21 protein-coding genes and 1 pseudogene are annotated in these 21,414 nt (G+C 60.8%); 13 read left to right on the top strand and 9 right to left on the bottom strand.

Translation table 11 applies throughout. The features are described 5' to 3' along the window. The first annotated feature begins 12 nt into the window (after window positions 1-12). From D3D01_RS13470 to D3D01_RS13460, 3 genes are read left to right on the top strand one after another with little or no spacing between them, the layout of a single operon-like run. A complete protein-coding gene (locus D3D01_RS13470) occupies window positions 13-1,008 on the top strand; it encodes a DMT family transporter (protein ID WP_121512529.1) in 996 nt (331 codons plus the stop codon). Window positions 1,009-1,067: 59 nt separating this feature from the next. After that, on the top strand, window positions 1,068-1,814 hold the full coding sequence (locus tag D3D01_RS13465) for an NAD(P)-binding oxidoreductase (protein ID WP_121512528.1): 747 nt from the start codon (window positions 1,068-1,070) through the stop codon (window positions 1,812-1,814). 49 nt (window positions 1,815-1,863) lie between these two features. Beyond that, on the top strand, window positions 1,864-2,787 hold the full coding sequence (locus D3D01_RS13460; protein ID WP_121512527.1) for an LLM class oxidoreductase: 924 nt from the start codon (window positions 1,864-1,866) through the stop codon (window positions 2,785-2,787). Between the two features lie 111 nt (window positions 2,788-2,898). Here the strand turns inward: D3D01_RS13460 and D3D01_RS13455 are convergent, their stop codons facing one another. Together D3D01_RS13455 and D3D01_RS13450 are read right to left on the bottom strand one after the other, a co-directional pair. Then, on the bottom strand, window positions 2,899-3,270 hold the full coding sequence (locus tag D3D01_RS13455) for a cupin domain-containing protein (protein ID WP_101351739.1): 372 nt from the start codon (window positions 3,268-3,270) through the stop codon (window positions 2,899-2,901). A 204-nt stretch (window positions 3,271-3,474) separates the two neighbouring features. Continuing rightward, window positions 3,475-4,077: a bifunctional 2-polyprenyl-6-hydroxyphenol methylase/3-demethylubiquinol 3-O-methyltransferase UbiG gene (locus D3D01_RS13450; RefSeq protein ID WP_121512526.1), complete on the bottom strand. Its 603-nt coding sequence runs from the start codon at window positions 4,075-4,077 to the stop codon at window positions 3,475-3,477. A gap of 522 nt (window positions 4,078-4,599) precedes the next feature. Between D3D01_RS13450 and D3D01_RS13440 the strand changes: the two are divergent. From D3D01_RS13440 to D3D01_RS13425, 4 genes and pseudogenes are all read left to right on the top strand, one after another. Continuing rightward, a pseudogene (locus tag D3D01_RS13440) lies at window positions 4,600-4,845 on the top strand (hypothetical protein). 114 nt (window positions 4,846-4,959) lie between these two features. Then, window positions 4,960-5,670, top strand: a complete 711-nt coding sequence (locus tag D3D01_RS13435; protein WP_121512525.1) for a metallophosphoesterase family protein — start codon at window positions 4,960-4,962, stop codon at window positions 5,668-5,670. Window positions 5,671-5,673: 3 nt separating this feature from the next. Beyond that, window positions 5,674-8,187: a polyphosphate kinase 1 gene (gene ppk1, locus D3D01_RS13430; protein ID WP_121512524.1), complete on the top strand. Its 2,514-nt coding sequence runs from the start codon at window positions 5,674-5,676 to the stop codon at window positions 8,185-8,187. A 140-nt stretch (window positions 8,188-8,327) separates the two neighbouring features. Beyond that, window positions 8,328-8,999 (top strand): AIM24 family protein, encoded by a 672-nt coding sequence (locus D3D01_RS13425; protein WP_101351744.1) that lies wholly within the window; start codon window positions 8,328-8,330, stop codon window positions 8,997-8,999. Between the two features lie 11 nt (window positions 9,000-9,010). Here D3D01_RS13425 and D3D01_RS13420 read toward each other — a convergent pair whose 3' ends face one another. The 3 genes from D3D01_RS13420 to D3D01_RS13410 form a co-directional block, all read right to left on the bottom strand. Continuing rightward, entirely contained in the window at window positions 9,011-9,679 is a 669-nt protein-coding gene (locus tag D3D01_RS13420) for a class I SAM-dependent methyltransferase (RefSeq protein ID WP_121512523.1), read from the bottom strand. A 75-nt stretch (window positions 9,680-9,754) separates the two neighbouring features. Next, on the bottom strand, window positions 9,755-11,224 hold the full coding sequence (locus D3D01_RS13415) for an MATE family efflux transporter (protein WP_121512522.1): 1,470 nt from the start codon (window positions 11,222-11,224) through the stop codon (window positions 9,755-9,757). Continuing rightward, window positions 11,224-11,823, bottom strand: a complete 600-nt coding sequence (locus tag D3D01_RS13410) for a TetR/AcrR family transcriptional regulator (RefSeq protein WP_121512521.1) — start codon at window positions 11,821-11,823, stop codon at window positions 11,224-11,226. Before D3D01_RS13410 ends, D3D01_RS13415 begins: the two co-directional genes overlap by 1 nt. A gap of 179 nt (window positions 11,824-12,002) precedes the next feature. Here D3D01_RS13410 and D3D01_RS13405 point away from each other — a divergent pair, with 179 nt between their 5' ends. Beyond that, window positions 12,003-12,593, top strand: a complete 591-nt coding sequence (locus D3D01_RS13405; RefSeq protein ID WP_121512520.1) for a TetR/AcrR family transcriptional regulator — start codon at window positions 12,003-12,005, stop codon at window positions 12,591-12,593. A gap of 203 nt (window positions 12,594-12,796) precedes the next feature. On the opposite strand, the gene D3D01_RS13400 is transcribed toward D3D01_RS13405, so the two are convergent. After that, window positions 12,797-13,075 (bottom strand): PRC-barrel domain-containing protein, encoded by a 279-nt coding sequence (locus D3D01_RS13400; protein ID WP_101351749.1) that lies wholly within the window; start codon window positions 13,073-13,075, stop codon window positions 12,797-12,799. A gap of 350 nt (window positions 13,076-13,425) precedes the next feature. On the opposite strand from D3D01_RS13400, the gene D3D01_RS13395 reads away from it, so the two are divergent. Then, complete coding sequence (locus tag D3D01_RS13395) at window positions 13,426-14,781, top strand: BGTF surface domain-containing protein (protein ID WP_342764840.1); 1,356 nt, start codon at window positions 13,426-13,428, stop codon at window positions 14,779-14,781. A gap of 183 nt (window positions 14,782-14,964) precedes the next feature. Here D3D01_RS13395 and D3D01_RS13390 read toward each other — a convergent pair whose 3' ends face one another. Then, window positions 14,965-15,576: a helix-turn-helix domain-containing protein gene (locus D3D01_RS13390; protein WP_101351751.1), complete on the bottom strand. Its 612-nt coding sequence runs from the start codon at window positions 15,574-15,576 to the stop codon at window positions 14,965-14,967. 63 nt (window positions 15,577-15,639) lie between these two features. After that, window positions 15,640-16,941 carry a S8 family serine peptidase gene (locus D3D01_RS13385; protein WP_121512518.1) on the bottom strand — a complete coding sequence of 434 codons (1,302 nt, stop codon included), beginning with the start codon at window positions 16,939-16,941 and terminating at the stop codon, window positions 15,640-15,642. Between the two features lie 554 nt (window positions 16,942-17,495). On the opposite strand from D3D01_RS13385, the gene D3D01_RS13380 reads away from it, so the two are divergent. The 3 genes from D3D01_RS13380 (at window position 17,496) to D3D01_RS24110 (ending at window position 19,897) form a co-directional block, all read left to right on the top strand. Then, window positions 17,496-18,347 carry a type II CAAX prenyl endopeptidase Rce1 family protein gene (locus D3D01_RS13380; protein WP_121512517.1) on the top strand — a complete coding sequence of 284 codons (852 nt, stop codon included), beginning with the start codon at window positions 17,496-17,498 and terminating at the stop codon, window positions 18,345-18,347. A 166-nt stretch (window positions 18,348-18,513) separates the two neighbouring features. Then, window positions 18,514-19,671 carry a glutathione-independent formaldehyde dehydrogenase gene (locus D3D01_RS13375; RefSeq protein WP_101351754.1) on the top strand — a complete coding sequence of 386 codons (1,158 nt, stop codon included), beginning with the start codon at window positions 18,514-18,516 and terminating at the stop codon, window positions 19,669-19,671. A 64-nt stretch (window positions 19,672-19,735) separates the two neighbouring features. After that, window positions 19,736-19,897: a hypothetical protein gene (locus D3D01_RS24110; RefSeq protein WP_198560251.1), complete on the top strand. Its 162-nt coding sequence runs from the start codon at window positions 19,736-19,738 to the stop codon at window positions 19,895-19,897. Window position 19,898: 1 nt separating this feature from the next. Here the strand turns inward: D3D01_RS24110 and D3D01_RS13370 are convergent, their stop codons facing one another. Beyond that, window positions 19,899-20,996: a GTP-binding protein gene (locus D3D01_RS13370; protein WP_101351930.1), complete on the bottom strand. Its 1,098-nt coding sequence runs from the start codon at window positions 20,994-20,996 to the stop codon at window positions 19,899-19,901. 199 nt (window positions 20,997-21,195) lie between these two features. Here D3D01_RS13370 and D3D01_RS23705 point away from each other — a divergent pair, with 199 nt between their 5' ends. Further along, window positions 21,196-21,336, top strand: a complete 141-nt coding sequence (locus D3D01_RS23705) for a hypothetical protein (protein WP_158600461.1) — start codon at window positions 21,196-21,198, stop codon at window positions 21,334-21,336. Window positions 21,337-21,414: the final 78 nt, after the last annotated feature.

Raw genomic sequence — 21,414 nt, 5'->3', positions numbered from 1 at the left:
CTGACCTGGCCTATGCTGCGGTCCGCGGTCACTGAGCGCCCCTCAATCCCGGCCCGCTATCGTGACAGTGCGCTGTTTGTCCTGCTTGCGGTACTGTTTGGCGGTTCGTTCGTCGCGATAAAAACCGGACTCCGTGAGCTGCCACCGGTGCTGTTTGCCGGCCTCCGGTTTGACCTGGCAGCGGTGACGCTGCTTGGCTACATCGTCGCTACCCGGCCCCGGTCGACGTGGTTACCGCAGACTCGCGGCGACTTCGTGAGCATCGGGATGGCGGCGCTGTTCCTCATCGCGCTCAACAACGGATTGTTGTTCCTGGGTCAAGGCACGACGACGCCCGCGGCGGCGTCTGTTATGTACGGCCTGAACCCGATACTTGCCCCCGTGTTCGCCTGGTGGCTGCTTGGCGACCGCCTGTCGTGGCTCGGTGCGGTCGGTATCGGAATCGCGCTGAGCGGCGTTATCATCATCGTGCAGCCGTCGCCGTCGACGTTCACTGATGCGAGCGCTATCGGGCAACTTCTGGTCCTCGGTGCGGCCGCGGCCGTTGCTCTGGGCAGCGTCCTCCTCCAGCGTGTCAGCCCGCAGATGGACAGTACACCGCTGACGGCGTGGGCGATGGCCGTCGGTGCGGTACTCCTCCACATTGCGAGCCTGCTGGTCGGGGAGCCGCCCACAGCCGTGATCGGCATCGGGCCTGCAACGATTGCGAGCATCGTCGCTGTGGGCATCCCGTCGACAGCGGTCGCGTACGCCATCTACTTCGGCCTCATCAAACGCATCGGCCCGGTTCGCGCGAATCTGGTCGCGTATGTCGTCCCGATCTTCGCCGCGCTCATGGGATGGGTACTACTTGGCTCGTCGGTGTCGCTGTGGACGTTCGTGGGCTTCCTCGTCGTCGTTGCGGGCTTTGCTCTCATCGAGCGTGTGACGATTCGGATGGAACTGCGCAGGCTCTATCGACGGTTCGAGGACACCGCCCCAAAGCAGACGCCGCCGTGTGACGACTGAGCAAGTCAACAGGTGACACAGGCCCGGCCAATCATGTACGGGCAGCCCCTAGCTGTGACATGGACCCTTCTGATGTGCAGACCGTGTTTGTCGCCGGAGCCAGCGGCGGAACCGGGCGAGCGACGCTCCGATTGCTCAGTTCGCGCGTGCCGACGGTCCGGGCACTGACCAGCACACCGGCAAAAACAGACGACCTGCAGGCGGCCGGCGCTGACGAGGTTGTCGTCGACGATTTGCTGAACCCGACTGCGCTGACCGATGCGCTCTCTGACGTTGATGTCGTCCTGAGCGCGGTCGGCTCGAACATCACGGACGTCTGGTCCCGGGACGAGTACGTCGACGGCGCGGGGACGATCAATCTGCTCGATGCGGCTGTCGACGCCGGCGTCGAGGCGTTCGTCATGGAATCCGCTATCGGCGTCGGTGACGAGCCAGCCAGTCCGCTCGCAGCGGCGTTTGATGTCGTCATTCAGCCGATTCAACGAGCCAAAGCAGAAGCCGAGGCCGCGATCCGTGAGGCCCCGGTTCGGCACACGGTCCTCCGACCGGGCGTGCTTACCAACGGGCCGCGAACTGACACCGTCTCCGTCGCCGAGCCCGGAGCGAAGCTCTGGGGCAGCGTCTCGCGGGCCGACGTGGCCCGACTGATGATTGCTGCGCCCGTTACGTCGGCGGCCGCCGACCGCACGCTGGAAGTCGTTGCGAAGCCGTCGTTCCCGAAGCGCGCGGAAAATATCGACTGGCAGCTCCCACGAAACGAACGGGGAGGAACAGTGACGGTTGATACCCCTGACGACGGCGCGTAGTGGGCACCCCATCCGTGTGCAAATACGCCTCCAGCGAGAAGTGTGGTTGATGACTGCTGTGGACCACGCGAACGCCGGTTATCGCCGACTGTACGAGCAGGATGGACTCTCGTTCGGTCTCGGATTCCCGCTCACAGGCGAACAGGAGTCGACGCCGGATATCGACATGGAACTCCGGCTCGCAAGCCACGCCGAAGCGGTTGGTTTCGACGCGCTCTGGGCACGAGATGTGCCGACGTACTGGCCGCGATTTGGGGACGCAGGCGGGGCCTTCGACCCATGGTCGCTGCTGTCTCACATCGGTGCTCACACTGAGTCGGTGGCGCTCGGTACCGCGAGTGTCGTGCTCCCGCTTCGCCATCCCATCCACGTGGCGAAGTCGGCCGCATCTGTCGACCGGCTCTCCGACGGCCGTCTCGTGCTTGGTGTTGCCTCGGGCGACCGCGACCCGGAGTATCCGGCGTTCGGTGTCGACCCCGACAACCGGGGGCATCTCGTCCGCGAAAGCGTTGCCGCGCTTCGTGCCCTCTGGCGTGAGGAATACCCCACGCTCGACGGCTCCTGGGGCCACATCGACGGCGAACTGGATGTCCTCCCGAAGCCGACGACGGACACGCTCCCGGTCTTTCCGACCGGGAACGCCAGACAGTCCACGGAGTGGATTGCCGAGAACGGCGACGGCTGGATATTCTATCACCTCCCAGAGTCGACCCTGGCGTCGTATCTCGACACGTGGCGAAGTCACGCACCCGAGAAGCCGTTCACGATTGCCGTTCAGGTTGCGTTCGCTGCTGACCCGACGGCCGAACCCGAACCGCTCCATCTGGGATACCGGGCCGGCGTCGAATGGTTCCGGGAGTACTTCAGGCGACTCGATGACTATGGCCTTGACCACGTTATCGTTGGCCTTCGAGCGGCGGAGCCACAGGCGGCGATAACGACGTTCGCCAGCGAAATCATCGATGAGTTGTGACGCATGCCGTCGATGCCGTTTCTGTGGACCCCGCGGCGGGTGACGCTGCCGTCGTTCCCACCGACTGCCGCATTCTGGTGGGGCGTCCATAGCACCACCCTCTGATCTGGCTTATGGGTCGAATTCGTTCTGCCTGAGCCCTCTCCGAACCGGTTCGTGCTCGGCGTCGCTCGGCGGCGGCGCGGTCACCAGCAACGCTTCCAGCCGACTGTCCACGTCCGCTTTGACGCCGCGGTCGGTATCAGCCTCGACGACTACCACGTCGCCCGGTTCGACTGTCCGATTCGTGTCCCCGTCACGAACGACACCGGTCCCGGACTGGACGTGTATCACTACGTCGCTCCCGGGCGCGTGGACCGGGATGAACTGTCCGGGTTCGAAGTAGCCACAGACGACTTTCAGTCGGTCACTGCGGAACACCTCGACGGCCGAAAACTGGTCGTCGTCGTAGTCCCGGACGGCATCGAAGTCAGTCGCCGTCATCGCTCACTCTCCGTGCGTGGAGTTATGACTGACTGTGGACGCCTCGGTACACTGGTTCGATACAGTTCGTGCCGACTGGGTGGCCTCGCTTCCCTTCGCTGTGAGTCCATACGAGTGGGGTCGACCGCACCACGGAAAGTGTCGGTCCCGAACGGCTTCGTCCGCCCTGCGTCCGTGTCCTGTCGGCGGCGGTCGCTTCCCAACTCACTCCGCGATGTCTGGATACGACTGTCGACTGCCCTGTGTCTTTCTGGCGACCAGTTGCGCGGTGGCGGCAGTCGTTCCGTCCGTCGTCGTGGTCCGCTCGTCGTAGTGTAACACAGTCAATCCGAGTCCGGCCCTTAGTAGTTCGTTGGAAGCAAACCGGTATCGGTCCCCAGAGGGGCCGCCGTCCACGTCGTCGGTCGTCCGGAGGTGGTGCTGGATGAACAGACAGCCGCCGTCGGTCAGCCCCTCGATGATATCGGGGAGGCGGTCGACGGGGCGATAGAAGCTGACCGTGATGAGGTCGTACGTCGACGCCGGGTATGCGAACGACTCGAGGTCTGCCTGTATCCACTCGATATTGTCTTCGACGCCCGCGGCGTGTGCGTTTTCGCGGGCAATCTGTAGCCCCGCACGCGACTGGTCGACCGCATCGACGCGGTACCCGGCTGCTGCGACCGGCACCGCGTTCCGCCCAGTCCCGGTCGCGATGTCAAGTGCCCGACCCGGTGGAAAGGTCGGCAAGTATCGTTCTAACACCGGATGCGGGTCCGGGCGCTGCGGGTACGTGCCCGTTCGGTATCGCTCGTCCCAGGTCGGCATAGCTCTGCTACTTGTGGCCGAGACATGAAGCCTACGGGCTGTGGCACAGGCTCCGCCGAGACCCGCTTTCGAGCGCGTTACTCTCGACGGAGTTATCGGTACACCTGTGACTCAGCCGCAGGCGACCGGTTACGGCAGGGCAAACAGATGTGACCAGACGCGGCTACTCGTCGGTCGACGACGTCTCTTCACTCTGATCGGTGGTGGTAGTACCCACGAGTACTGGTTGCTGCAGGGCGACTTCTGTGGGCATACCGCGCCGGACGCACGCCGTCGGCCACGCTGGGTTCGTGACGCTGGGCCGCTCCCCGACGGCTAGCAGGACGTGACCGTCTCTGCTCTCGTTGCTGACTACGACTCATACTTCGACCCGGGCGAGGGCTGTCTGGCGTCTATCGTTGCCGAAATCGAGCGACGCGGCTCTGTTTTGCCTGCCGCTGGTAGAACTAAGTACGGCGGAAGCGTTGTGTGCTCTATGCGAATCCCAGTCCGATCAACGGTTTTGACACGCTGGAGCGGGCTATGACTCTCTTCACAGCTGTTGTCGTCTTCGTGGTGGGGCTGCTCTCAGGCATCGTCGTCCGGTTGATTGCCGGCCTCGCCGCGGCGTTCGCGCTCGTTCTGGTACTGTTGGGGGCGACCACGCCGGATATCGGGCTGGTAAACTTCGTGCTCGAACAGTAGTATCAGGGTAACGAACTGCTGTTTCTAGCCGGGTTACTGTTCGGACTGGACGCCGAAAACACAAAAGATGCTGTTGAGGGGTAATCGGTCAGTTTCTCAGCAGGTAGCGGGCGTATATTCGCTCTCGTACAGCTATATAGACAACATATAAAGTACCTATACCAGATTCACCGATGTACCACCAACGGCTCCATATAGATGGTCGTATCACCGACGTTTCACCCGGACCTCGATGCATCACACCAGCGAATCAACAGCGATGAATGGGAGGAAATCTACGTTGTCGGCGACATCCACGGCTGCCGCCCGACGCTCGAACGACTCCTGAACCGGCTGGACCCCACTACGGACGAACTCGTCGTCTTTGTCGGTGACCTCGTTCGAAAAGGTCCGGACAGCGCCGGTGTCATCGATATCGTCCGGCAAACGCCGAACTTCCGTACGGTTCGAGGAAACAACGAACAGAAACTCATCGACGGCCGCAAATCGATACCGTCGCTGACTGACGACGACCTCTCGTGGATCGCCTCGCTCCCGGCGGCGATATCGTGGGACGATTCGCTGGTGGTCCACGGCGGCGTCGACCATCGCAAGCCCATCGCGGAACACGAACTGACCGAACTGCTGAACATGCGGTCTCTTGTCCCCGACGGGAGCTACGACCGCCCGTACTGGTTCGAAACGCGCCGTGACGACCCTCGCATCTTTTTCGGTCATACGGTGCTTTCCGAGCCGTTCGAGACACCCCACGCGGTCGGTCTCGACACCGGGTGCGTGTACGGTGGGCAGCTGACGGCGTACCGGTGTTCCACGGGCGAATTTATAACTGTCGACCCAGAAACAACTCACGAAGACCGCTCGGCCGACAGTATTGTCGATCCGGAACGCGCCCCACCCACGTCTGTGTAATCCATGGACCCAGATTCAGGACTGAATGTTCCTGCCTACGAGCCGGCGGATGTCGATCTGACCGACTCGTCGTTGTATCTCAACCGTGAACTGAGTGCGCTCGCCTTCCAGCGGCGCGTGCTTCACGAGGCACTGGACGAACGGAATCCGCTGCTGGAACGGGTCAGATTCCTCGCTATCGTCACCCGAAACCTCGACGAATTCACGATGAAGCGTATCGGCGGCCTCAAACAACAGACAGAGGCCGACGTTACCGAGACAGCGCCGGACGGGCGGACGCCACGGGAGCAATGGGAGGAAGTCCACGAGACGCTCCGACCGATGCTTGCGACGCAGGCCCGTTGCTACCGTGATGCGATTCGCCCCGCGCTTGCCGCGGAAGGCATCGACATTCTCGACTACGATGACGCGACTGCCGCGGAACAGTCGGAGCTGCGCACCTACTTCGAGGAGTCTGTGCTACCGACACTGACCCCGCTTTCGTTCGACCCGGCGCACCCGTTCCCGTTTATTTCAAACCGGTCGCTGTCACTCGCTGTTCTCACCAGACAGCCAAACGCCGACGACCCGACGTTCACCCGGATCAAGATTCCGCCGAACAGACCCCGTCTGGTCCAGCTTGGGGACGAAACGCGGTACGTCCCACTCGAAGAGGTCATCCGCGCGAACCTCGATTTGCTGTTACCAAACGTCGAAATCGTCGACACGGCTCTGTTCCGACTGACTCGCAACGCGGAGGTCCGCCGAAATCAGGAAATCGCTGAGGACCTCATTGATATGGTCGAGGATGTCATCGAACAGCGGCGTTTCGCGTCGGTCGTCAGAATGGAGATCTCCGAAGACGCGGACTCCCGGATTCGCTCGACGCTCGCCACACAACTCGGTCTCGACGAACGCGAAATATACGACCTCCCGGGACCGCTGGACTACCGAGATTTCGCTGAGCTGACCGACCTCGACCGGCCGGACCTCTCGCTCGACGAGTGGACGCCACAGCCCCATCCTCGGCTTGACAGCCACCGACAGCAACCGAGCAACGCGTCCGAGTCGACTGGTGCGAGCGTGTTCAGCCGTATTCGCGACGGGGATATCCTGCTGCATCATCCGTACCACGACTTTACCGACACCGTCCAGCGATTCCTCTCGGAAGCGGCAGAGGACCCCGATGTTCTGGCAGTGAAAGCGGCTATCTACCGGACGGCAAGCGACTCACAGATAATACAGTCGCTGATAACGGCCGCCGAAAACGGGAAACAGGTCGCGGTGATGGTCGAATTGAAGGCCCGCTTCGACGAACAGAACAACCTCGAATGGGTGCGGAAACTTGAGGAAAACGGTATCCACGTCGCCTACGGGACGGTTGGTCTGAAAACACACACGAAGACTGCGCTCGTGGTTCGCGAGGAAGATGACGGCGTCCAGCTGTACTCTCACATCGGGACCGGGAACTACCACTCAGAAACCGCGAAGGGCTACGTCGACCTCGGGCTGTTGACTGCTGACCGGGATATCGGCCGCGACCTGACCAAAGTGTTCAATTTCTTCACTGGCCCGTCGCTGGACGAGGAGTTTCGAGAACTCCTCATCGCGCCGGTAACGATGCGCCGGGAGTTCACCCGGTGTATCCGCCGGGAGGCCCAGCACGCGCAGGCCGGTCGCCCTGCTCGTATTGTCGCAAAGGTCAACGGCCTCGAAGACCCTGCCATCGTTGCCGAACTGTACCGCGCATCGATGGCCGGCGTCGACATTGACCTCATCGTCCGCGACATCTGTCGCCTCCGACCCGGACTGGAGGGCATTAGCGAAAACGTCTCTGTCTACTCGCTTGTGGGCCGCTTTCTGGAACATTCCCGTATCTTCTATTTCGAGAACGGCGCACGGGCCGAGCCAGGCCCGGAAGACGACTGGGGCGAGCCGGAATACTACATCGGCAGTGCCGACTGGATGACTCGCAATCTCGATTACCGTGTCGAAGCCGTCACACCTGTCGCGAATCCCGAAATCCAGCGACAGCTCCGCTTCAATCTCGAACTCGTTCTCGCGGATAACCGCAAGCTGTGGGAGATGGATAGCGACGGCGAGTACCACCAGCGCTATCCGGCTGACGGCGAGCGCGTGATAAGCGCACAGGACATCCTGATGCGCGAAGCGCTGAAGGCCGGTCGCTCGGAGGACCACGCTGCCGGGATGCCCGGTGACTACCCACCGTCCAGCGACCTCTGTATCGCAGGCGACAGCACTCGACAGACGGCGGCGGAAACGCCGTCTGAATCTGAAGTCGAAACCGAGGGTCAGTACGCGGCCACCAGTGACGAGACACCCGGCCGCGAACCGTCTGAAGTCACAGATGGTGGGGAGACCGACCAGATACTCTCGAAGTACGGCGACCGGTGGTACGTCCCGGACAGCGTCGTGTACGACTACGCTGTCCGGACGCCCGATGGCGAGCGGCGCTATCTCAAAACCAAAGCTGGCGTTACTGACCTCCTCAAACGTCTGTATAGCGATACGGAATAGCTATTCGGATATATCGCTATTCGGCTCCGTCCCTCTCGAGTGTTGTCTGCCCACATCTATGTGGTACCTCTTCGCACAAAATGCGTTTTAATCTTTCAGGAAGCCTATGAGTCTGGCCTATTCAGTGTCTCGACGTAGCTATGGATCTACAGGAATTCGTCCGCTCCAACGCCCCTGCAGACGGCGGCGATGGGTTCCAGAAAGAGAACAACAGGCTGCTCGATATCCCGCTTGACGGAACAGTGATGGTCAAAGCCGGATCGATGGTCGCGTACACCGGTGAGGTCACGTTCACCGGCAAGTCCTCGGCGGAGGGCGGTATCACGGGTTTTGTCAAGGAGGCCGTGAGCGGCGAAGGGACGCCGGTCATGGAAGCCGAGGGAAGCGGGCACCTCTACGTTGCCGAGAACGGCAAGAAGGTACAGGTGCTGACCCTCGATGACGGAGAATCGATATCGGTAAACGGCACTGACGTGCTCGCGTTCGAATCAACTGTCGACTACGAAATCAACACCGTCGGCAGTCTCTCTGGCATGGCTGCCGGCGGCCTGACGAACGTCTACCTCACCGGGCCCGGCGAGGTCGCGCTGACGACACACGGCGACCCGCTGGTGATGACACCGCCGGTGTTCACCGACCCTGACGCGACCGTCGCGTGGAGTTCGAACCTCTCGCCGTCTATCGAGATGAACAAGACGTTCGAAATCGGACAGACCTCCGGGGAATCGATACAGATGGAGTTCACCGGCGACGACGGGTTCGTCGTTATCCAGCCGAACGAGGAGGGGTCTGTCACACAGAGCCAGAGTTAATCGCCGCCGAGTTACTCCGCCGGAGACACCGAGCGCTTGCGGAGCCGTCCCCGAACAAACGGGCGGACCGGTGTGATACCGAGATTGAGCCGCTCGATTTCGACGACATCGAACGACTGGGCCACGGCGAGTCGCGACCCCGTCTGCCGGGTGAGATGACAACCGCCAGCGAGTCGTTTCCAGAGCGGTGCGAGGGCCGACTGTATCCGGGCGCGCCATCCGTCGTCGATGACGTGCTCGAAAAACCGCAGTTCGCCGCCGGGCTTGAGTACACGGGTCATTTCGCTCATCGCGGATTCGATGTCCGGAATCGTACAGAACACCATTGAGGCGATGACGACGTCGAACGTGCCCTCGTCGTACGGGAGGGCTTCTGCTGGTGCCGACTCGATACGAATCGGCGTGGCCAGCGCGTTTGCCTTCTCCTCTGCCTGCCGCCGCATGTGCGGGTCCGGCTCGATAGCGTGAAACGCTGTCGAGTCGGTCGCAATCCGATCGAAATACGGAAACATCGCGCCGGTTCCCGCGCCGAGGTCCAGCACTGTGCCATCCATATTCGCCACCAGGTACTCACGATGTGGCCGTAAGAGCGTCCGCTCAACGAGCGCCGTGACAGGGTCGTAGATAGCCGCGAACAGCGGAGATAAGGGGCCTTGGTTGGGATTCGATTCTGCGGGCATAGCAGCAGTAACGCTTGCCTCCCTGAAAGCATTGGTTCACTTGCGCGGTGTCACACGGCCTGTCGTCTCTGACTGTCAGTCTCCGTCCGCTGATATCTCCATGCCTGCCTCGTCAATATCCACCTTGGCTTCGGTGAGGTTGCTGTCTTGCCACGTCCCGCGCCGATACCAGCCGTAGGCGATGAGCGCCCCTGCGACGTTCGAGACAGCGAACGACAGCCAGATGCCGGATTCACCCATCGGGGCCGCGGCGAACCACGCGATCGGGAAGCGGATGACGCCGAGCATCACCACCGATATCGCTGCGGCGGTGAGCGTCCTTCCGGCACCGCGGAAGCTTCCGGTGTAGGCCCGCATAATCCCGATAAACCCGAAGGACAGCGCAACGTAGCGGAGGAACTGCGTCGTGATATCGACGACCTCGGCGTCCGTCGTAAACAGGTCTGCTATCGGTGCGGCAGTGAACCAAACGAGAACGCCAGCCAGGGTGAGCACACCGAACAGCACCGTCGCCGCGAGGCCGGCCGCTTTCGCTGCCCGGTTCGGTTTATCGGCCCCCATGTTCTGCCCGGTCATCGTCTCAACGCCACGAGCAACTGCGATCGCCGGCAGGAAAACGACCGAGAACACGCGCGTTCCGATGCCGTAGGCGGCGACGACCGTGTCCGGGAACATCGCGACGATGACAAGCAGCAGGTTCATCGATAGCGCCCGGCCCGTCCCCTCGATGGACGCGGGCAGACCGATGCGAACGAGGCGGCGGAGATACGAGAGGTCCGGAGCCATATCGCGGAGGTGAATCTGGACGCCGCGGTTCCCTCGAAACATGATCGCCAGCCCCACAACCAGCGCCAGCGCCCGTGAAAAAACGGTCGCAATAGCGGCCCCTTCGATGCCCAGTTCGGGGAACGAAATCGTCCCGACGAGCGGCGCGTTCTCGACGACTGTCCAGCCGAATATCAGAAACGGGTCGATGATGATGTTGAGCACGACCGAACCGAACATGACGAGCATCGGCGTTATCGTGTCCCCATAGCCCCGCATGAGCGCGACGAAGACGAAGAAGCCGAACATGAACAGCAGGCCGAGTGAGATGACCTCCATGTAACTGGTCGCCATGGGGAGAACGTCTGCGGACGCCCCCATCAGACTCAGAAACGTATCGACGCCAAGATAGCCCGCGATGCCGAGAACGAACGAGACGATGACGGCAAACGTGACCGTCTGTGAGGCGGCGTACTCGGCGTCGCGCTCCTCGCCCGCGCCGGTGAACTGCGCGACGAGGACGCTGCCGGCGACGGATATCCCCATCCCAAGCGAGATGAGGAGGAACACCATCGGGAACGCGAAGCTAATCGCCGCCAGCGCGTCCGTGCTGTACTGGCCGAGCCAGAACGTGTCTGCGAGGTTGTACGCGGTCTGGAAGAGATTAGTAATCACAATCGGCATCGAGAGGAAGAACAGCGGCTTCCCGATGCCACCCGACGTGAGATCGAACTCCTCGGGGCGCTTGAATAGGGCACTAACGCGACTTCGAACACCCATCAGCGGGTCGCCTCCACTGGCGTCTCCGCTCGGAAATCGGTCTCAACGCATCGCGTAATTGCCTCGCTGAATTGGTCTATCGAGCGGTCCGTAGCGACGTGTCGAGCATGCGCTCCGGTAATCCCGGTCACGAGGAACTGCGCTGTGACGGCCGGCTCGACCGCGCTATCGAACTCACTGGTTTCGATGCCAGCCGCGATGATTTCACGGAACCGGTCGAAGAGAACGGCATCGAACTTGGCGAGCTGTGTCCGGAAGGCGTCGTTGTACGGGGCCTGTGCCTTTATTTCGAGTATTGCCGTTCTGAACTCCTGACCGGGCGTCTGTCGCTCATCAGTGAGAACTGTATCCAACAGCGAGTCGAGTTCTTCCCGCGGTGTACTCCCGTCCACGTCAAGTATCCTTGCAGTGTACCGCTCGCACAAGAAATCCAGAAACTCCCTACAGAGGTTCTCTCTGCTGTCGTAGTAGTAGTGAACCGTCGCTTTGCTCCGGTCTGCCTCGGCAGCGATGTCTTTGACCGTGAGCGCGGCACACCCGTGCTGGCAGAGGGCGCGGAACGTCGCCCCAAGAATCTCGGTAGCTGTATCGTCATCCATGGCGGCTGTGATTGAGCTTACTAACCGATTAGTCAAAAACGCTGTGATGCCAGAAAATGGAGATATAAACAACTCTCAGGGACAGAAAAGGGACAATCGGATTAACTAGTTAATAATCCATCCGCGCAATAGTATGCGGGTCACAACGGTTATCCAACCTTAGGAGAAACCGGTACACAATGGCTGGACCATCGGACCGGACCTTCTCGGACCAGACCGAGGAGATAATGCAAGCGACCTACCGCGCGCTGCGTGAGCACGGCTACGCTGACCTCACAATAAAACGGATCGCGGACGAGTACGGCAAATCGACGGCTGCAGTGCACTACTACTACGACACGAAAGACGACCTGCTGGCGGCCTTTCTCGATTATCTGCTGGAGCAGTTCGTTGATTCGATTCACGATGTCGAGACGACGGACCCCGAAGCACGACTGGACATCTTGCTTGATGAATTACTGGTCAAACTCCAAGAAAACCCCGACCTCTCGGTCGCACTGCTAGAAATGCGGAGTCAAGCACCGTACAAGGAAGCGTTCAGCGACCGGTTCCGCCAGAACGACGAGTATATTCGGTACCTGCTCAAGGCGGTCATCAACCACGGCATCGACGAGGGTGTATTCAACGATGTCGACGCGGAACACGTTACCCGTTCGCTGCTGACGATCATCGACGGTGCCCGGACCCGCGCGGTGATGCTGGATGACACTGCGGAACTCGAAACGGCCCGACAGACGGCGGGTGAGTACGCTGACGCGATGTTACGGTGACCTGTCGCCTGTCTCACCGATGCCAGTCGCTACGTATCGAAGTCGCTGACTGCCCATTCTATAGAATCACAGCACAGAGCGTATCGAACTCGCAAAATCAACTCTAAGTCCCGTAGGCACGCCTCCCCATCAGCCAACGACAGTTGAATACAGTCGGCTAACACTGCATTCGTTCCGGACTGTTTAAACAGTTGACAGGTTGCCTACGAGTCCACAGTCCCGCTACCTGCGACACCCTGTTGTGCAGGCGGCTGAATGGTCAGGTGGTCCCGCATCGATTCGATGAGGGATGCTGGTAATCGAACATCCCCGTCAGGATCCCGCTCAACGCCGAATATCTCCTGCACGTCGCTGTCGATGACGATCGATTGAAGCTCTCCCGTGGCCGTGTCGACGGTAATGTTTTGCAGTGTGCCGACTTCGCGGCCATCGGTACTCACGACCCGGACGTTGGAGAGCTGGTTTGCGAGGACCGTTCGCATACTAGTCAACAATACCGAAATTACCATAAAAATACTGAATCTATCAGAACTTTCCGCGTCCTGCCGTCTCATAGTACAAAACTAGTGTGTCTGTGAATATCACGCAAATTATCGCCGCCGAGGAGCCGTCAGAAATAGTACTATTCGTATCAGGACGGCCTCGATGGGCTACCGGTCCGGACCGGCACTGCCGAATTCAACGCGAGTTTAAGCTATCGAAGGCAGTTTTTCAATCCCCTCATAATTGCTAACCGTATGCCAGCGAATTGCCCTCCACCTGCGATGCGGTACTGTTGGCAGCATCGCTTTCAAACGTACGCAGAGATGCTCAGACCTCGGGAGGTGATTCTGTGAGCGTTCGGTCGGTAGCGTTGGCCGCGATGCTTATTGCCGTGGCGGCGACGGGTCCGGGCCTTACCGCTGCGGAGCAGCAAGCCACGGTCTCAGAGGACAGCCTGCCGCTGTACGCCGACGAACAACAGGTGGTCACCGGGGAGACCACGCTGGAATCCGGGACGGAGATGACGGTCAGACTTGTGTCGGAAGATGCGTCGTCCCCGTTTCTTAAACAAAGAGAGGTCAGCGTGCAGCCCAACGGGACGTTCGTCGCCCAGCTCGACATGTCTAACGTGCCGGCGAACACGTCCTACGAACTCTCTGCCCATGTCGACGGCGATACGCTGTTTGAACGGACTGGAACCGTCGCTGAGTGCGACGGCAACTGCACCGACCCGGTACCGGACATCCAGACTCCGACAGAGACTGACTCCGACGACAAGGTCGTCACGGTCCCCCAGGGTGGTACAGCCGAAATTCCGATCTCGATGAGTGACGGCGGCGACAAAACGCTCTCCGTCGGCAGTGAGGCGGTCAATTATCAGATCAACGCGACTGTTAGTGATGAGGATGATGACGGTGAAGTGCTGGTTCTCTTCGACACCGCGGCCGCCGGCACAGACTCAGAGACCCTCAGTGTCGCGGACGACGGCGACTCGCTCACCGTAACTGCGACAGAGCCTGACCTCTCGTCGACGCTTGCTCCCGCAGCGTACACCTATCGCGTGTTCGAGAGCCGAGAAACCGACGCCACGCCAACCACCGGGACCCTCCTCATCGAAGCAAACGAGACGGCAACCGAAGAGTTCGAGGTCGAGGAGACTGCCGAATTCGGCTTCGAGGAGTCGGTATCGAACGTTCAGCAGGGCGACACCGATCGGATTTCAATCGTCCTCACAAGCGCTGACGCGGCCACTATCTCTATTGGCAGCCCGGACAGCAACTACGAGATTAATGCGACCGTCCGTGACGGGAACGGGGATGATCGTGTCGGTCTCCTGTTTGACACTACGGCGGCCGGACACGACGAACCCACGCTCGAAACCGCGGCGGATGCCGATGCCGTGGCGGTCGAGTCGGGTTCGGAGGTCGCCCTTGACTCGCAACTCGCTGCAACCGACTACGACCTGTCGCTGTACCGTGGGACTGACGCGACCGGCCAGCCCGACGCAATCGGAACGCTGGTGGTTACCGACGGCGCCAACTCGTCTACGGACGCGGCCTCCGATGGGGTTAATTCAGTTACCGGTGACACGGCCGCACAGCAGTCACAGGACGGGGACTTCGAAATCGGTGCCGGCGCTATCGCTGTCGGCGGCGTCCTCGCCATCGCCGGCGTGGGGCTGTGCTTGCGGTCCATCATGAACTGACGCCGCGACAGTCGTCTCCCCGTCTGATTTTGAAACGATATCGAGACTGTTCGAGGCGACGTTTCTGGTCGGACGTTCGCTCCCACTGAAATGACTCTGACAGCAGTGTCGGTGAGCTATGGGTCCCTGTGCTCAAACCGACCACAGCGGGAGTGGATTTCTTACGACACAGTTCGCCCAGAGTTATTTGTCAGCCAGTACCGCAGCGATACCGAGAACGGTGAGACAGAGACAGAAAAACAGCACGCCCGGCTCGACGACTTCGAAAACGAACCATGCGAGCGTGCTGGTTCCACCGACTGGCCCTGCATTCGGACTTGCCGGAGCCAAAACCTCGGCTCCGGCGGTTGTGTCTGCCAGTCGTTCTGCACCCCACTGGACGAAAAGACTCGCAAAGCCGATCAGTCCTATCCCCGTAACGACGTTGCTCATCGACTGCTGGATGCGCGGCGCTAGGTCACGGTCACCGACCAGTACAATCGGGTCGCTCGCGGGACCGTACACGGTCATTTCGTTACCCTTCGACGAATACACCGTTTCGACCGGCTCGATGAGGTCTGCGTCTTCGAGGTTCGAGACGTGGTAGTGGACGTTCTGAACCGACGTGTCACACCGGTCCGCTATCTCCGACGGCGTTCCGGGGTCGTCGTACAGCGTACGGAACAGCGACCGGCTGGTGTCCGAGGCGAGCGCATCGAGTACGTCGTCGGTTTCGTTCTCTGCAACATCGAGTACTCGCGGTGACTCGTCAGCTGTCCCGGTCCGTTCCTGTATTCTTTCGATGAGGCTCGACATAACGCCACTATCGGATATATGATACGGGACGCTCAAAGGCCTGTGGCTGGGTTAAAACGATATTTAAGCGTCAGTGCGGTTCTGTGCAGTTCGGACTGCACGAACTGGACGGACCGCCCCGTGGCCGGTTTCGTTGTCGAGTCCCGGCTGTCCCACGTCTCTGGCGGTCCGTTCCAGTAGGCGTTCTGTTTCGTGGGGCGTTAACGACTTGTTTGCCTCAAGCAGTAGGGCCGCTGTCCCGCCGACGTATGGGACTGCGGCCGAAGAGCCGACAAAGCCGTCAGGTGCGGCGGCGGCGAACTTCCTGTCTGGGGCCACGATGTCGACACCGGTCCGCTCGTCGACCGTCGGGCCTCGGGAACTGAACGGTTCGAGCTGCTTGACTCGGCTGTTGTATGCCCCGACAGTAATCGCTTTGCGGGCCGTCCCCGGAGCGACGATGCTGTTTCGAGTAGACGCGTGCTGGAGCTCGTGCGTCGGTGAAACGAGCCGCAACCGTGCACCAGTCGGCGATGCCGGCCCGCGAATCGCGAGATAGTAGTCGCCGGGTCTGACATCAGCAACGATTCGTTCGTTTGGTACGTCGTCGCCGCGGTAGGGCTGTGAGCGCGCGACGAGACGGGCGTCGGTGCCGTTCGTTCGATACAGTTCGACCGTGTAATCCTCGTCTGCGTGGGCCTGTTCCCACGAGAGCCAGACCGCGATTTTGATCCCACCTCGGATGTAATTCTGTCTGCTCCCGTTGGTAAACGCGACCGTCTGATTCTGGACGGTATCGACGGCGTACTGCCCTGACCAGTGGGATTCCGCGAGATTACCGGCCGGGGCGATGAACACTGTCCCACGCTCCGTCGCTTGGGTCGCGCTCCGAGCGACGGGGCCGGTTCCATCGCCCGGCTGTCCGTAGAACGAAACAGGTGCGACGACCACATCGACGTCCTCTCGGACCAGCCAGTCGACTGCCTGCTGATAACTGTCGACACTGTCGACCCGGGCGAGATACAGGTCTGCGTCCGGTGCGGTCCGTGACACGACGACAGCTGTCGCGGTCCCATGGGCCTCGCCGGTCTCGTCTGCCGGACCGGCACCGAAGGCCCGCGTCTCGGCGACGTGCCCGGCGATCGCTTTCGACTCCGTATCAAATCCAGTTGGGTCGACAATCCCGACCGAGACGTTCGAACCCGTGACACCGGCCGCGTGGAGCTCGGCGAACTGGCCGGCGGAACCGTTTGCCATCGATACTGAGTTGAGACCTCCCCTATCCGGACGGGCGTCCGTCGGCCCTGTTACTGCGAGAACTGCGATGCTACCAGTGAGCGACGCGATTGCGACGACGGCCAACAGCAGTACAGTCCGATCACGCACCGCGGACCACCTGTCGCGATAGTACCGCCGGCACGTGGAGCGCCGGGCGCTTAGGGAACACTGGTCCAGTATCGAGCGCCGTACGGAACTGCTCGGCTACTCGGTGCGACATATCACAGCACACGCCGGCTGTGACAACAGACAGACGAAAATTCACACAGAACAAGTCTAACCGGCGTACACGTCGCTTCATGATTACGTTCGGTCTGTGGTGTGGCTCCAAACTGGATTCCAAACGCACTGTGAATCGCGCAATTGACAACGGGGTGGACGGGCTATGTCCGTTGTCGTGTGGACAACCGGATTGGACGGATTCCGATCCGCGGAAACCGATAGGGGGGAGGGCGCTGGCAGCCGGGACCAGTCTCAGGCGGTCGCCGGCGTTTGATCCGTTGAGCGGGAGCATACTAAAGCTATCAGAGACTAAAAACCAGTTTTAAACGTCAGCCTCACAGGCCGCGACCAATTCACACGTTGAACAGTTATGCCCGACGAATTCGCACCGGAATCCGAGATAGAAGTTCATTTTGGCTCGGCCATCGGATGCCGACCTGATGTTGCGCCCTGATACTGGCCTGCCGAGCTTCAGCGGCGGGCCGTTGGTTCCTGTTGCAACGTACCTTCTGGTGATTGTCGTCCTCGCCGGACTGGTGACCATCTCCCCCGGCGCATCGCCGCCGCCCGTCTTGGGAATGATATGGGGTGTCTTCCTCGTTGCACTCACGGCTGGTGCGCTCAGCATTGAGTCCGTCTCACCGCGCTCTCTGCTCCCGCCTGTTCGCACACTCGGTCCCGTAGTTGGAGTGGTCGCCGCGTTCTGGGGACTGTACAACCTTGTTGCGGTCGCGCTCGCGATGGGTGGTATCTCCGGGTTCGAAGCCTCACTGTCGAGAACCGCTGCCCACCCGCTACTGTATCTCGCAGCGCTTTTCAGTTCGCTTCTGTTCACAGCGGTCCCGGAAGAATTCCTCTTCCGCCCGTACCTGCAACAGAAATTCACGAGGCTGGCCGGTGGGACGACTCTGCGTGCGGTGCTGTCTGGTATCGGCCTCGCCGCGGCCCTGTTCGCCCTGTTTCACCTTCCGCGGTGGTTTCTCGCATCGGGGCACGGCGTTAATAAGGCGCTTGCAGGCAGACTCCTCGGATTGGCGCTTATGGGGCTGGCTTACGGGAGCGTGTACGCCCTCTCGGGGAATCTCTGGCTCGTCGCGCTGTTCCACGCATCGATGAATTACCCGCCTCTCCTCGTCACGGTGACCGTCCCATCCGAGCTACATCTGGTGGTCAGTGTGCTCGAAAACACGGTCATGGTTTCGCTGGTCTACCTGACTCTCCGTCTGTCAGGGCACGACAGTACACCGTTTACAGCGTCACAGAGGGGGATGTCTGCCTCGACTGGGGAATAGATTCACCGGGGTTTTCGGGCTCTCTGGGTGCGTTCCAACCTATTATAGATGTGGAGCGGCCCCCTGAACTTCGCTGTCACTAGCTTACTGCGAATAATACATTATAATTGACTAGTTATAAGTGACAGCTATACTACGTGATATATGGTTGTGCTAACCAATGTCAATGAACGCTGTTGTGTACAAGGGACCGAAGGAAGTGGCTGTCGAAGAAGTCGATGAACCAGAAATAGAGCATCCGAACGACGTACTCATCGACATCACGACGAGCTGTATCTGCGGGTCCGACCTCCACATGTACGAGGGGCGGACCGCGGCGGAGCCCGGTATCGTGTTCGGCCACGAGAACATGGGTATCGTCACCGAAGTCGGCGACGCCGTCTCCTCACTGGAAGCAGGCGACCGCGTCGTCGCACCGTTCAATGTCGCCTGTGGCTTCTGTGAGAACTGCGAGAGCGGGTACACGGGGTTCTGTACGAACGTCAATCCCGGCTTCGCTGGCGGAGCCTACGGGTACGTCGCCATGGGGCCGTACAAAGGCGGGCAGGCCGAGAAGCTCCGCATTCCCTACGCGGACTTCAACGCACTCAAACTCCCGGAAGGTGACGGGCACGAAGACGCGTTTTCGCTGCTCGCGGACATTTTCCCGACAGGCTGGCACGGGACAGAACTCGCCAACCTCGAACCGGGCGACTCCGTCGCCATCTACGGAGCCGGTCCGGTCGGGCTGATGGCCGCGTATAGTGCGAAGATCAAGGGTGCGGCCGAAATATACTCTATCGACCGCGTCCCGAGCCGGCTCGAACTGGCCGAGGAACACTGTGACGCGACACCGATCAACTTCGAGGAGGGCGATCCGGTCGAGCAGATCAAAGAGCAACACGGCAGCGGTGTCGACAAGGGTGTCGACGCCGTCGGGTACCAGGCCATCGACCCGGACAAGGAAGCCGACGACGCGTACGACCCCGCGCGGGAGAACCCGGCCGTGGTCATCAACAACCTCATCCGGACGGTGAAACCGACCGGCGAACTGGGAATTCCGGGACTCTACGTTCCTGAGGACCCGGGCGCTCCGGACGACATGGCCGCACAGGGTCGCCTCGGAATCGACTTCGGACTGCTCTTCGAGAAGGGGCAGGCCCTCGGGACCGGCCAGTGTAATGTCAAGTCCTACAACCGAGAGCTTCGCGACCTGATCATCGAAGGTCGCGCCGACCCCAGTTGGGTGGTTTCCCACCGTGTCGACCTCGAGAAGGCCCCCGAGATGTACGAGGCCTTCGACAACCGAGAAGAGGGCGTCACCAAGGTGCTGCTGGAGCCCTGACACCAGAGCCAGCGACCCATTTTTCGGCGATAGCTATACATCCTGCTCCCCAGTATGAGCAGCTATGTGTCAGTACTGTAGCTACCGGTTCCACGACGGCTGGACGCAGCTCCTGTCCTATGATGACGTTTATCAGGACGCGATGGGCGGCGACTCCGAGTCCACCTATGGGTTTCACGAGTCGTGGGACGAACTCCGCGATGAGGTGGGGTACGGCGCACCCTGACTCACCCTTCCCGCGGGAACGGATCGCTGGCAAAGGGTTCCGTTCGCTCTTTGTCCGTGGCCAGACAGTCGTCAAGTTCACCGATGAGTGCATCCCCGTCCATCTCCTGCCCGATGAAGACGAGCCGCGTGGACGGGTCGTCGTTGCCCCACTCGCCGATGGGTCCCGCCTGAACAGACGGGCCGGCCTGACTCACGCCCAGCACCGTCTCTGGCCTGCTGGCGACCCACGCAAACCCCTTGGCGCGGACGATAGCACCGTCCCAGTCGTCGAGCCAGTCATTGAACCGACCGGGGTGAAACGGTGTGTCTCGCCGATAGATGAGCGACTCGACGCCGTGGGCCGCTGCGGCCGACATCTCGTCGTCGTGTTCGTGGTCGGCATGGCTCTCTGCACCCTCCGCCCCGGCTAATGCCTGTTTCCAGCCCTGCTCTCGTCTGGCCTCCTCGAAATCAAATCGTCCGGTCCCGAGCACGTCGTCGGGGTCGACGTTGCTGTATGTGGTTCGATGGATGGACGCCCGGGGCTGGAGCGTTCTGATCGCGGCCTCCACGGATTCGAGCGCGTCGTCGGGGACCATGTCACACTTGTTCAGGAGGAGCACGTCACAGAACTCTATCTGGTCGACCAGCACCTCGGTGAGCGGCCGCTCGGGATCGGGTGCAGTGTCCGGAAGCGATTCCTCGGGGTCGAACGCTTTCCAGAACCCGTAGGCGTCGACGACCGAGACCGTCGTATCCAGATGGAACCCCTCCGGGGGGTCGCCCCCGTCCGGCCCGACGGTCAGCGTTCTTGCGATGGGGATCGGCTCGCTGATGCCGGAGGCCTCGACGACTAGGTAGTCGAACGACCGTTCTTCGGCAAGTCGCGTCACCTCGGTGACGAGGTCATCCTGCAGTCGGCAACAGATACACCCATTCGAGAGGTCTACGACGCCCTCCTCGCCCGTATCCGCCTCGTTCGCGAGAAGCTCGGCGTCGACGTTTATCTCCCCCATGTCGTTGACGACGACGGCGATGCGCCTGTCGCCGGGCTCGCTCAGCAGCCTGTTGACCAGTGTCGTCTTCCCAGCGCCGAGGGGGCCGCTGATGACCGTCATCGGAATCGAATCCGAGTCTGTAGACATGCTACCACAACGCACGTGTCAGTACGTAATAAATCCGGGTCCGGAACCGGCTCGCAATTGTAAACTGTGGTTGCCAACAGCGTTTCTTTGTCCCATGTCAGAGTTGGAACACCCGGTCAGTACAGGGAACCCAGATATTATGATGTTGGAGCTTGACAACTCAAGCACATAAATGCCAAACAGACTGAAAGAAGCGATAAAACAGATTCAAATTGTCAAGGAAGAAGTAGACGACCCCGAAGTTTCTGCGGAGTTGGAGCAGGCACTGGAAGCGCTTGAAAACGCGGTAGAGTCACTTGAAGACAACGAGTGATTCGTATCATCAGGGGATTCTGACTGGATCGGCCATGTTCAATTCGCATATCTACTTACCAATTTGGGTGTTCGAGTT

It is taken from the genome of Haloarcula sp. Atlit-7R (assembly GCF_003666065.1).
GTDB lineage: Archaea > Halobacteriota > Halobacteria > Halobacteriales > Haloarculaceae > Haloarcula > Haloarcula taiwanensis.
This window is presented reverse-complemented; position numbering and strand designations above follow the sequence as displayed.

Bases quoted from the DNA above. Each gene is read 5' to 3' on its own strand.
- D3D01_RS13470 (WP_121512529.1), top strand. From the start codon at position 13: ATGCTGCGGTCCGCGGTCACTGAGCGCCCCTCAATCCCGGCCCGCTAT.
- D3D01_RS13465 (WP_121512528.1), top strand. From the start codon at position 1,068: ATGGACCCTTCTGATGTGCAGACCGTGTTTGTCGCCGGAGCCAGCGGC.
- D3D01_RS13460 (WP_121512527.1), top strand. From the start codon at position 1,864: ATGACTGCTGTGGACCACGCGAACGCCGGTTATCGCCGACTGTACGAG.
- D3D01_RS13455 (WP_101351739.1), bottom strand. From the start codon at position 3,270: ATGACGGCGACTGACTTCGATGCCGTCCGGGACTACGACGACGACCAG.
- D3D01_RS13450 (WP_121512526.1), bottom strand. From the start codon at position 4,077: ATGCCGACCTGGGACGAGCGATACCGAACGGGCACGTACCCGCAGCGC.
- D3D01_RS13435 (WP_121512525.1), top strand. From the start codon at position 4,960: ATGGTCGTATCACCGACGTTTCACCCGGACCTCGATGCATCACACCAG.
- ppk1 (WP_121512524.1), top strand. From the start codon at position 5,674: ATGGACCCAGATTCAGGACTGAATGTTCCTGCCTACGAGCCGGCGGAT.
- D3D01_RS13425 (WP_101351744.1), top strand. From the start codon at position 8,328: ATGGATCTACAGGAATTCGTCCGCTCCAACGCCCCTGCAGACGGCGGC.
- D3D01_RS13420 (WP_121512523.1), bottom strand. From the start codon at position 9,679: ATGCCCGCAGAATCGAATCCCAACCAAGGCCCCTTATCTCCGCTGTTC.
- D3D01_RS13415 (WP_121512522.1), bottom strand. From the start codon at position 11,224: ATGGGTGTTCGAAGTCGCGTTAGTGCCCTATTCAAGCGCCCCGAGGAG.
- D3D01_RS13410 (WP_121512521.1), bottom strand. From the start codon at position 11,823: ATGGATGACGATACAGCTACCGAGATTCTTGGGGCGACGTTCCGCGCC.
- D3D01_RS13405 (WP_121512520.1), top strand. From the start codon at position 12,003: ATGGCTGGACCATCGGACCGGACCTTCTCGGACCAGACCGAGGAGATA.
- D3D01_RS13400 (WP_101351749.1), bottom strand. From the start codon at position 13,075: ATGCGAACGGTCCTCGCAAACCAGCTCTCCAACGTCCGGGTCGTGAGT.
- D3D01_RS13390 (WP_101351751.1), bottom strand. From the start codon at position 15,576: ATGTCGAGCCTCATCGAAAGAATACAGGAACGGACCGGGACAGCTGAC.
- D3D01_RS13380 (WP_121512517.1), top strand. From the start codon at position 17,496: ATGTTGCGCCCTGATACTGGCCTGCCGAGCTTCAGCGGCGGGCCGTTG.
- D3D01_RS13375 (WP_101351754.1), top strand. From the start codon at position 18,514: ATGAACGCTGTTGTGTACAAGGGACCGAAGGAAGTGGCTGTCGAAGAA.
- D3D01_RS24110 (WP_198560251.1), top strand. From the start codon at position 19,736: ATGTGTCAGTACTGTAGCTACCGGTTCCACGACGGCTGGACGCAGCTC.
- D3D01_RS13370 (WP_101351930.1), bottom strand. From the start codon at position 20,996: ATGACGGTCATCAGCGGCCCCCTCGGCGCTGGGAAGACGACACTGGTC.
- D3D01_RS23705 (WP_158600461.1), top strand. From the start codon at position 21,196: ATGCCAAACAGACTGAAAGAAGCGATAAAACAGATTCAAATTGTCAAG.